Here is a 10,273-nt window from a genome sequence, read left to right as displayed (position 1 = left end):
AAGCTAGCTCAGAACCCTATCAACAAGCTTAAGCTACCTAACGACCCCAATCACCGGACACAGATACCCTTTAAACTCACTGATCATTTGACTTTGTTCCGGTGCATTGGGATTATGCTGTGACGAATTGAGTAATCGCAACTCACTCAAAGATGAATGGCACTGAAATAAGCAGAAAGACAGATTCAGCAACATTTTCACCTTATCCACTCTACTCATTCCAAGGCTCAGCCCATTGCTTACAACTTAACTTCAAGTTTCGTTTGTCAAGCACGTCTCGGTTCTAATTTTCTTCTACTTCAACTTCTCTATCGAACTCAGGAGTAGTTTAGAAGAGCTGCCTGCTCGAATCGCTTGCCAGAGTTCTACAGTTGTAGCATCCGGCTCAGTCGCTAATTCTTGTCTTAAGCTGTGGCAGCAGCGCTCGAACTGCTGTAGAGCTGCCGTTCGCCGTCCATTTTGTGCCAAAACTCGCATTAGGCAGCAGTAGGCAGATTCATTCCAGGGTTCGAGTTGAAGCTGCTGCTGGGCGTACTGCTGGGCTTTTTCGTAATGGCCGTGCAGCTCATGATGCTTCATCAGTTTGGTGTGGGCATCGATAACTTGATCATGCAGACGTTGACGCTGGTGGAACATCCAGGTTTCAAAGGCTTCGCTATGGGGTAGATGCAGGCGATCGAGAAATGGACCTCGATATAGCGCAACAGCTCGCTCTAAACAAGCAATGGTTTCCAGGCTACCGTCATTGGCGACTTGCTCATGGTGATGATCGTGATCGAGCAACTCCTTAAACCGCTCGACATCTAAAGTGTAGTTAGCAAGCGGATTGATCTGGATTGTGTGGCGCGTGGCAAGCAGCACAGGTGGTTGATGAGTTATATCGTCAAGGAGTCGTCGCAGCACAGATAATGCTTTACGTAAATTGCTGCGGGCATCGGACTGAGAGCGCTCGGACCACAGCAGGGCAGCAAGTGCGTCGCGATGATGTGGATATTGAGATTCAATCGCTAGATAAGCTAACAGTGCTCGCACCTTTTCATAAGGAAAGGCGACGATCGGCTGTCCATTCAGTGTGACCTGCATTGGACCCAGTAAAGCGAACGATAGATGAGACATGACACCCTATCCTCTACAGCTCTCAACCCGGCGCATAAACAGTTGCGGTACAGCGTTAGCTTAATTTGAAACAGAAACTGCTTTACCAACAGTTTTGGCTCAAAGAGATAACAGCTTATTTGACTTGAATCAACGTTAATAGAACATCGCCAGAAGAACAGCCAGAAAAAGTTTGAAAAAGTCAGATTGATCCTCTCCAAATTCACAAAGTACCCACAAGGGTACTAAACGAGGCGCGTTTTCGAACCAGGCTTAAGCACTTAGCAAAGCTCTGTTTTTGAACAAAACAGAAGTCCATTACTTTGTCTTGGAGGTACCCACAGGGGTGATTTTTGAGAACTGTGAGTGCTGAAGTAACAGCGTACAATTCTTGTTGTTTCTGCCTTTTGAGATGATCTTCAAAATATGGATTCAGTCAAGCAGAATTTATTCACGCTGCATTCGCGCTGCATGAACGAGCGATACACGGTTGCTTGCTAAGGTCGATTTGTCACTGAATCAACTCAGCAAAATGATAGGAACTCAAATCAATCAAGGCACGCTAAACCCAAAGAAATCAATCGCATTGAAGCAGTCTTCTGATTCTTTCTGGCAATTCACTCGACGTAGTTCTAAGGTTGTTAAAACGGTAGAAATGGGTTTCCTCTTTGTTGCGGTTTCTTTGCCTCTAATCAGCCCTGTTGCGTTGGCACTTGATGATGAGGTGGATTGCAATATTCCGTTCGATAATTTCTGCACTTCTGGCGGTCCCTTTGATGAACCGCCCGGTCGAGATCCCAACGATCCTGGTGGACTAGAGGTTATAGATCCAAATGAACCGTCTGATCAACCTCCGCCTATCTCTAATCCACCTGTAACCCCTCCACCTCAACCTACTCCTCCAGAGAACAATGACCCGCCGCTAATTTGCAACACAAGACCTAGCCTACCTCAATGTAATCCGTAGTTCGATTCAATTCGATCGTTGAGCAGTACTGGAAACTGCTCTTCACGTTGAAGCAATCCACTCAGGACTTACACAGTTGGGTGATTTTGCACGGGTAAAACCCGTGCAAAATCACCCAAAACTACCAGGATGCCGCACGCAGTGCGTAAGTCCTACCACTATTAACCCATTAGGAGAACAAGATGATCCCGTCAGAACCAACGATCGTCCGAAATTCCGACGCTGAGTAGAGCAATCGCCCTTATTCCAGCATGCAACGAAACCATTCAACATTCGTTCCCTTGCAGAATTCTGTTCTGCTTTTTCTGAATCTTGTTGGAATCACACGCAAAAGGCGAAAAGACAATTATTTCGACGCAACCACACTCTTATTTCCACTAACTAATTAGCTGAATATCAAAGGAGAGCACAATGTCAACTCGCATAGTTCAAGTATCAGGAACGATTTCAGCAATGGATCACGAAACGTTTGGCAGCAACGAGCGCGAAAGTGCGCCTGTCAGCGGTGAAGCCGTCGTCAGCACAGAGGGTTTTCCGTCAGAGCTGGTCAAGATGTCGTTAGGGGTAGGAGGAGAAGTGAGAGTTGACCTTGATCTCAACGTGAGTGTTCGCCCCAATGACGTTGTTCGTATTGAAGGTTCTGCCAAGCTCTTTGAAGGAGATGACGAAAACACTCAAGACCTGGAAGATGAGGAAGCAATTCAAATTCAAGTGTTGCCGGGCACTCCAAGAAGCTACAAAGCTGGTCTTGCCAACACTGGCTTTGGCGGGGGTGATAAAGCAGATATTGTACTTACATTCACTAATGAGGAAGCTAACGTTGGTTTGACTAGTGGTGGGCTGGCATCTGGCTTTCGCGTTTCGTTGTGGAAGGTTGATGACCAAGGTGAGCATATCAGCTTTAAAGAGCACGGACCGTTTGCGGGTTGGACGGCATTGAACTACGCTGATGGCAGAATTCTGTGGCGTCATACTGACAATCACATTTCACTGTGGAAGGTTGATGATCAAGGTGAGTTAATTAGCTTCAAGGAACATGGACCATTCGAGGGTTGGGTGCCTTTAAGTTACGACGATGGAAAAATCTTATGGTGCCATGCTGACAATCACATTTCACTGTGAAAGGTTGATGATCAAGGTGAGTTGATTAGCTTCAAGGAACATGGACCCTTTGAGGGTTGGATGCCTTTAAGCTATGCAGACGGCAGAATTCTGTGGGGTCATACTGACGGTCGTATTTCGTTGTGGAAGGTTGACGATTAAGGTGAGTTGATTAGCTTCAAGGAGCATGGACCCTTTGAGGGTTGGATGCCGTTAAATCATGCAGACAGCAGAGTTCTATGGCGTCATATTGACGGTCGCATTTCACTATGGAATGTTGATGATCAAGGTGAGGTAATTAGCTTCAAGGAACATGGACCCTTTGAGGGTTGGACACCAGTACACTATGGCGATAGCAGAGTTCTATGGCGTCATGCTGACAATCACATTTCACTATGGAAGGTTAGTGATCAAGGTGAGGTAATTAGCTTCAAGGAACATGGACCCTTTGGGGGCTGGACAGCATTGAATTACGCAAATGGCAGAATTTTATGGCGTGGATAGTTACCACAGAGCAGAGGGTAATGAAGCTGACTGTAAGGTGAACAAAAGGAAATATTGTAAATTTTGCGGCTGTTCACCCTGCTGAAACTTAAGGGAGAGTAGCGCTAAAAACCTAGACAGGTTTAGAGGCATGAGCCGATCAATGAGAAGCTTCTGTCACTCTCCCTCACTCTGTTGCCACAAACGCAAGATTAGAGCCTTTATCAAAGTAAGAGGCGATCGCCCTATCCTGCCCTTATAATGCAGTTTTCCCGCACAAGCCTCTTCACTCAATCGTTACTAGAAAAGCGTTTTAGCAAAAGGATACTCCCAAAATTGATGCCTAAACGACACTGATCGTGAAACTTTCTGCAAAAATGTCTTTTGCTTGAAATGCTTGAACAACAAGCATTTTAGCCGTTAAACTAAAATTTCTGATCTAGTTTGCCGAAAAGAGGCATAAACGGCAATGTTACAACTATCACAGCAAAATGCAGCAGCGGTAAATGACCTCAAATGTTAGGCGACAATACCTTTAGGATCTTCCTAACTTTCGGTGAAGTGGGACGCGATCGCCAGTTTGCTCAACGAGATCTCTAGCTTCTAGAGCATTCTAAAGTCCTCGATCACCAAAACTTGGGAAGAACCTGACATTGGCGGGTTACGACAGGTGCAACTTCTACCACCCCACCGATCGCTCTCTGTCACGTCAACTGTGATCGGCTATCAAAGTAAGAGATTACAGAGGTTTCAGTATCTCGTGCGTGTAAACGTCACTATGCGATCGCTGTTTTTAGAGCAGGAGTTGTAGTTGTCGTCCCCGCCAAGGATGGCTGTCATTTAATAGCCAGGTTTTAGCTTACCTAAGCGTCATAAGAACCTGCAACCCTGGGGCGATCGCCCCAGGGTTGAAAGTTTTGAGTAAGGATGCAGTTATGCAGTAGAATCTTGGGTCAATTACTGCATTAAGGGTGAACGATGTCAGAGCCAATATCCAAATCTGTAAACCAGACCGTCACCAACCTGCTGACTGTGCTGGCGCAGCAGGGCGACCCGGACGCGATCGCCGCCCTGGAGAGAAGCAGTTCCGAGAGTGAATTAGAGGGAGTAGATGACGCTGACGCTAACTCAGTGAGGATCAGGTTAGATACAGGAGATGTCGATTACCTCATCACCGAGCATGGCGCAACTGAAATGCCAAAGTCAGACCAGCCAGAGGCAGATACCCTCTAAGCCCTTGTTTAGGACAAACTCTGGACGGCGATCGCCGCTTCATCTGTGGTTGGCATTCTGTCTAACTCTGCCGTTAGCTGCTGCCTGGTCTTCTTGATCTTATTCAGCTTTTCAACGATGTGAACCGGGACGCAAATCGTCCGGCTCTAAGTGGCGATACAAAGCAGTTCCCCCTTTGGGGTAGTCGCCCCGGTTCTGTCGCAGAAAATCTTTTTAACGCTACCTACAGAGTTGTATTATGGCGTTGCACAATGGGTGAATGATCATCTCAAAGCAGGCACTTGTCGATGCTTCAAGTAGTAAATTAACAAGCGAATCGATGCCTGAAGCATCTCAATTGACTTGGAATAGCAGAAGGTTTTGCGGTGCAGTCGCGCCAGATAGTGCCGTAATCGACTATTTTCTCCTTCAACCCGAGTCATTGCTGTTTTGCTCACCAGATGATCGCTATCTTCTATCAGACAACGATAGACCGGATAGCCATCGGTAATGTACAAAAAGCAGCACCATCCTCGAATCATCAGCCAGAGCAATCGAAAGGTGGCGAGAGAACGGTCGCCTACTACCCATTTAAGAATTCCAGGAGCTTTGGAATTTACGGCAATCCAAATCCAGACTTTGACTTTTTTGAGCCGACAAAGGTTTGCAGTTCATCGACTTGAGCTGATTTGGGAATTTCGTAGTTTTCATCGGGCAGAGTTTGAGCAGCCTGTTTAACCCAGTTAATGACGGTGTTGTGACATACGCCTGTGACTCGTTCGATAGCACGAAAGCCCATGCCGTTGAGATAGAGTGTCAAGCAGTGTTCTTTGACATCTGAGGAATAGCCTTGAGGGGTGTAAGTTTGGCGAAATTGACGACCACAACTGCGGCACAAGTAGTTCTGGATACCCTTGCGTCGCCCATTCTTGACAGTTTGGTTGGAGTTACAGTGTAAACATTGCATCATACTTCTATTGTGCAACGCCTGTATTATGCATACTTCAACACTGCAAATAGTGTCTCCTAAAGTTTTTGCGACACAACCTCATCCACCCCATTGTTGGAAGCTGCGTCAATCTCACTGACATCTAGACTATTGCTGGTTTCGATCAAGCGACAAGATTGACAGGTACCACAAGGTTCATCAGTCGGTCCATCAAAGCTTAAGCAGTTGAGAGATTTGGCAAAGATACGTGCAGTAGAGGTTTTACCCGTTCCTCTGGAACCTGTGAAGAGATACGCCGGGGCAATTTGCATCCGGTTGATGGCATTGGTCAAAGCTGTTTGAACGGCATTATCAACTTAATGGAGTACATTCAAAATTAGGCATGATAATTCCTAAGCAGTCTTGATCACTCTGATTACGCAGCAGAAGTTAGCCCAGTAACTTCTCGCCAATCTTCAAATCGTTGGCGTAGCTGTTCTCGGTGTCGTTTTGCAGTTAGTTCATGTTGCTTCGGGTGAAAGTGTCCTCGAATCGGCTCAAAGGCTGAGAGAAATCGTTGCGCTTGTCCCGCAGATTTGAAGCGCCGCATTCGCCTTTCTCTGACTCGTGTGGGTTGATGCGAATTCTCTGCCTGATTATTCAATCCCTTATGCTGTCGATGCTCCACGCTCGCCAGTACTCGATTCTTTGCAGCTTCGTAACTCTTCAATTTGTCGGTGACAATCACTCGTGGCACGAACCCTTGTTTCTTCAACAGTTTGCGAAAAAAGCGCTTCGCTGCATTCGTATCCCGATGTCGTTGTAGCAACACCTCTAGAATATTCCCAGTTGAATCCACCGCTCGCCACAGATAGTATTGCTGCCCTTTGATTTTGACGACCACTTCATCGAGATGCCATTTGTTCGTAATGTAAGGGCGTTTGCGCCGAAGCTGATTCGCGTACTGCTGTCCAAATTTCTGGCACCATTCCCGAATCGATTCGTACGTCACTTCGATCCCTCGGTATAACATCATCTTTTCGATGTCTCGGTAGCTGAGGGGGAATGTGTAATACAACCACACACAGTGACCGATGATTTCGCTGGGAAAACGATGACGGGAGTACATCAGAAGCGGTGGTCCGAGTTAAGCCAGTCCGATTATTCTACGTTCCGGTTAACCTGACAATGCCATATCAATGTCATCGTGTGACCCCTGCACAACTTCGACGCGATCGCGCACCTTCGGATCAAGACGTGAGGGGTCGCGGGCAATGACCCGAATCGACTTACCGCTGTCGAGGATCTTATCGAGGATTTGCTTGCCAATCTGTCCGGTGGGAGTCGTGATAACAATCATAAAAACCTTCAAGAAACTTGCTTAAGAAAACGGTTGTGTCGCAAAAACTTATTAAGGACAAACGATCTGTATCGTTTGCATTCCCTTAAGCAGCAATTCCAAAAATCGCTTCGATAAATCTGACCTGAGAGACACTATCCCCTTGCTCGATTCCTTTTACTTGTCCTTTCCAAATCATCTTCATCGCTTCGATTCCGCTCAAAGTTCTTCTTGCACTGTTGAATGTCTTAAATCCCATCATTGGTTTTACAATTCGCTTGATATGACGATGATCTTGCTCAATCAAATTGTTCAAATATTTACTCTGCCTTAATTCGGTCTCTTTTCCAATCGTTTCATCGTCTTGAAGAGCCTCTATTGCCACTGAATAAGCGGCATTCTTATCCACTGTAATTACTCGTGGAGCCCCAGTGTGCTGAGCTTTGAGCACTTTACGGAAAAAACGGACCGCTGCCTTGCCATCGCGCTTTGCGCTCAGCATAAAGTCAAGGGTATTCCCTTCCGAATCAACCGCACGATACAGATACTTCCACTCTCCTTTGATTTTGATATACGTCTCGTCCACTCTCCACGAGTCGTTTGTCAGCTTCAAGTGAGGTCGAATGCGTTTGTCCAGTTCTGGCGCATACTTCAACACCCAACGGTTGATTGTCGAGTGATCCACGTTCACTCCACGCTCAGCCATCATTTCCTCCAAATCTCGGTAGCTTAAGGAATAGCGGCAATACCACCGCACGTTGAGCAGGATGATCTCGGGCAAAAAGTGCCGCCACTTAAACAGAGCAAAGGTAGACATCACAGAACCGGGAGGAGAGTGTAGTCCTGCTTACCTTACCATTCGTTGGTTTTTGCGACACAACCACTTAAGTTGACAATACCTGAGCAAATTCCAAGCCAATGTAGCCGCTACCGAGAACAATCAAATGTTCTGGCAAGTGCTCTAGCTCGATGATCGATTCACTGGTCAAAAAATCAGCTTCTTTGAGTCCAGGCACCGACGGAATTGATGGTCTTGTACCTGTATTGATAAAGAAGCGTTCTGCGGTGAGGTGCCGGGTTTTACCTTCGGCGGTTGTCACTTCGATTGTTTTGGGCGCGACGAATTGTCCTGTTCCAATGATCAGATTGTAGCTTAAAGCAGTTTCTAGGTTGTGCAAATTCATGTCACGCATAGATTGGACAACCGTTCGTTTTCGTTGAATTACGTTGGCTAAATTAACAGTGAGTGCATCGGTTTTAACTCCATACGTAGCACTATTTCGCACTGTATTTGCAACGTAAGCACTTGCAACTATCGTCTTGGTAGGAATGCAGGCAAGATTGATGCAACCGCCACCAATCATGGTTAAGCTGCGTTCAACCAGTGCTGCTTTCCGTCCGTCAGCAACTAGTACTGGTGCAAGTGTTTTACCCGCTTTACCGCCGCCAATAATAATGTCGTCGTAGTACTCAGAATCCATACTTACATTACCTAACGTGAGTGGTCATTTGGTACTAAAGTGAGTTCGCATGAAGGCAATATATTCATCCTCGGAGGTTTCCCGTCGCGCCTTCACCATCGATTGAATGTCCTCCGTTGCCACATAGCGCAAACGATTTGTACCATCGGTTGCTGCCTGGTAGATTACCTTCGCAACATCCTCCTCTGTAGATTGGCGCACGTCACGGAGACTTTCAAAGACAGCGTTGGTGTGAGTGACGAAGCGATCGTAGTCAGGAATTGCACTATTTTCCACAGCTTCAATGCCGATACGTTGCTCGAACTTCGTGTTTGCGATGCCACCAGGCTCAATGAGCTTCACAACAATATTTTGCGAGGTCAACTCGTAGGAAAGGGCTTCGCTGAAGCCTTCGAGGGCGAATTTGCTAGCGCAATATAGCGAAAGCATCGGCAGCGTGACTACGCCTGCTCCTGAGCTTATATTCAGGATTAAGCCAGCTTTGTTTTGCCGGAAATGCGGCAAAACCGCACGTGTAGCATCCATGACTCCAAAGACGTTGACGTTGAATTGCTCTGCTACTTTTTCGGGCGGTGTTGCCTCGAACAACCCAAAAAGCCCAAAGCCAGCATTGTTAATCAAAGCGTCGATCTGCCCAAAGCGAGCGATCGCAGCCTCAATTGCTGTCGTGATGCTCACGCGATCTTGAACGTCTAACCGCGTGACAAGCACGTTGGGGAGTTGAACAAGCTCTTGTTCTTTCTCCGGCTGCCGCATTGTAGCCACAACATTCCAGCCTTCGTGAGCAAAAAGGCGTGCAGTGGCTTTGCCCAGTCCAGAGGATGTTCCCGTAATCAGAATGGTTTTTGCGATATTGGTTTCAAACACTTCTCTTTAGCAACGATGAGTGCCATCAAGGGTTGAGGAGTTGGATTTCGTTCCTCTACCCGACCTACAATTTTGAGTTTGGTACTACTACATGGCTTTTACAATTTCATCTGTAGACAGAACTGCGTTGGCAATATACCCAAAGTTGATCAGTGCCGCTTTGTAGCCGTCGCCCAACTCTGGATGCCGAGGAGCAGCCGTTGCATCTTTTACGACGAGCACCTCAAATCCTTGCTCGATCAAGTCACGCAGGTGAGCTTCAACACAGATATTAGCTAGCATTCCAAGCAGAATGACTTTGCTGATATTGCGCTTACGCAGTTGCAGAACGAGGTCGTTGCTCTGTGGTCCATAGGCTTTATGGGGACTGACCACGATCGTCTTGCCATCCTCAATGAAGGGCTTGTAGCGATCGAGCCAGTCAGCACCAGATCCTAAGAAACCATCAAGGCTCAATGTACCACTGCGATCGAACTCTTTAGACTCCAACATCATTCGCTCTACGGTTCCGGCAAAGCTCCAGCCATAGTCAGTGGGATAGTAATAGTGAGGAGAGATGAACACTTCAAATCCAGTTTGTTTTGCAGTCTTGAAGACTCGCTCAATATTCTCGACGGTCTTGTTTTCCCTAACACTATCACTCACTAAGTCCCAGGAGACTCCTGTTTCGTTCAAGACATCATTTTGTGGGTCAATGACGACCACTGCGGTGTCATTCTTGTTAATGTTCATTGTTTTTTCTTCTGTTAATGTTCACGCTACAGTTGCAGAAGGACGAGTTCCATACATCCGCAATATGT

At 46.7% G+C, this 10,273-nt stretch carries 14 protein-coding genes and 1 pseudogene; 5 read left to right on the top strand and 10 right to left on the bottom strand.

The genetic code is table 11. The features are described 5' to 3' along the window. Positions 1 to 294 precede the first annotated feature (294 nt). On the bottom strand, positions 295 to 1,116 hold the full coding sequence (locus H6F93_RS10975) for an AfsR/SARP family transcriptional regulator (protein ID WP_190680623.1): 822 nt from the start codon (positions 1,114 to 1,116) through the stop codon (positions 295 to 297). A 511-nt stretch (positions 1,117 to 1,627) separates the two neighbouring features. On the opposite strand from H6F93_RS10975, the gene H6F93_RS10970 reads away from it, so the two are divergent. The 5 genes from H6F93_RS10970 to H6F93_RS10950 all read left to right on the top strand — a co-directional run bounded on the left by H6F93_RS10970 (position 1,628) and on the right by H6F93_RS10950 (position 4,879). After that, positions 1,628 to 2,062, top strand: coding sequence for a hypothetical protein (locus H6F93_RS10970; RefSeq protein WP_190680621.1), 435 nt, complete (start codon positions 1,628 to 1,630; stop codon positions 2,060 to 2,062). Positions 2,063 to 2,473: 411 nt separating this feature from the next. Then, positions 2,474 to 3,184, top strand: a complete 711-nt coding sequence (locus H6F93_RS10965; RefSeq protein ID WP_190680620.1) for a hypothetical protein — start codon at positions 2,474 to 2,476, stop codon at positions 3,182 to 3,184. A 186-nt stretch (positions 3,185 to 3,370) separates the two neighbouring features. Beyond that, on the top strand, positions 3,371 to 3,667 hold the full coding sequence (locus tag H6F93_RS10960; protein ID WP_190680618.1) for a hypothetical protein: 297 nt from the start codon (positions 3,371 to 3,373) through the stop codon (positions 3,665 to 3,667). 649 nt (positions 3,668 to 4,316) lie between these two features. Then, the gene (locus tag H6F93_RS10955) at positions 4,317 to 4,457 is read left to right on the top strand and encodes a hypothetical protein (protein WP_190680616.1); all 141 of its coding nucleotides are present in this window, start codon (positions 4,317 to 4,319) and stop codon (positions 4,455 to 4,457) included. 167 nt (positions 4,458 to 4,624) lie between these two features. Continuing rightward, complete coding sequence (locus H6F93_RS10950; RefSeq protein WP_190680614.1) at positions 4,625 to 4,879, top strand: hypothetical protein; 255 nt, start codon at positions 4,625 to 4,627, stop codon at positions 4,877 to 4,879. Between the two features lie 8 nt (positions 4,880 to 4,887). On the opposite strand, the gene H6F93_RS35755 is transcribed toward H6F93_RS10950, so the two are convergent. From H6F93_RS35755 to H6F93_RS10905, 9 genes and pseudogenes are all read right to left on the bottom strand, one after another. Further along, positions 4,888 to 4,986, bottom strand: coding sequence for a hypothetical protein (locus H6F93_RS35755; protein WP_199313631.1), 99 nt, complete (start codon positions 4,984 to 4,986; stop codon positions 4,888 to 4,890). A gap of 156 nt (positions 4,987 to 5,142) precedes the next feature. Next, positions 5,143 to 5,825 (bottom strand): IS1 family transposase gene (locus tag H6F93_RS10940; protein WP_190680628.1). Its coding sequence is split into 2 segments (ribosomal slippage): positions 5,143 to 5,501 and positions 5,501 to 5,825, totalling 684 coding nucleotides; the frame shifts between segments, so codons are not numbered across the junction. Between the two features lie 59 nt (positions 5,826 to 5,884). Beyond that, positions 5,885 to 6,142 (bottom strand): annotated as a pseudogene (locus H6F93_RS10935) (DNA polymerase III delta subunit-related protein); the annotation flags it as partial. A gap of 80 nt (positions 6,143 to 6,222) precedes the next feature. Beyond that, a complete protein-coding gene (locus H6F93_RS10930; protein ID WP_190680612.1) occupies positions 6,223 to 6,915 on the bottom strand; it encodes an IS6 family transposase in 693 nt (230 codons plus the stop codon). Positions 6,916 to 6,963: 48 nt separating this feature from the next. After that, complete coding sequence (locus H6F93_RS10925; protein ID WP_190680610.1) at positions 6,964 to 7,146, bottom strand: NAD(P)H-binding protein; 183 nt, start codon at positions 7,144 to 7,146, stop codon at positions 6,964 to 6,966. Between the two features lie 85 nt (positions 7,147 to 7,231). After that, positions 7,232 to 7,942 (bottom strand): IS6 family transposase, encoded by a 711-nt coding sequence (locus H6F93_RS10920; RefSeq protein ID WP_190680608.1) that lies wholly within the window; start codon positions 7,940 to 7,942, stop codon positions 7,232 to 7,234. 67 nt (positions 7,943 to 8,009) lie between these two features. Then, a complete protein-coding gene (locus tag H6F93_RS10915) occupies positions 8,010 to 8,606 on the bottom strand; it encodes an FAD-dependent oxidoreductase (protein ID WP_190680605.1) in 597 nt (198 codons plus the stop codon). Positions 8,607 to 8,630: 24 nt separating this feature from the next. After that, complete coding sequence (locus tag H6F93_RS10910; RefSeq protein ID WP_199313627.1) at positions 8,631 to 9,473, bottom strand: SDR family NAD(P)-dependent oxidoreductase; 843 nt, start codon at positions 9,471 to 9,473, stop codon at positions 8,631 to 8,633. Between the two features lie 87 nt (positions 9,474 to 9,560). Further along, positions 9,561 to 10,205: a cysteine hydrolase family protein gene (locus H6F93_RS10905; RefSeq protein WP_190680603.1), complete on the bottom strand. Its 645-nt coding sequence runs from the start codon at positions 10,203 to 10,205 to the stop codon at positions 9,561 to 9,563. Between the last annotated feature and the right edge of the window lie 68 nt (positions 10,206 to 10,273).

The organism is Leptolyngbya sp. FACHB-671 (assembly GCF_014695745.1).
In the GTDB taxonomy this organism is placed as follows: Bacteria; Cyanobacteriota; Cyanobacteriia; order Elainellales; family Elainellaceae; genus JAAUTN01.
Note: the sequence above shows the minus strand (reverse complement) of the source record. Positions and strands in the feature narration are given on the sequence as shown.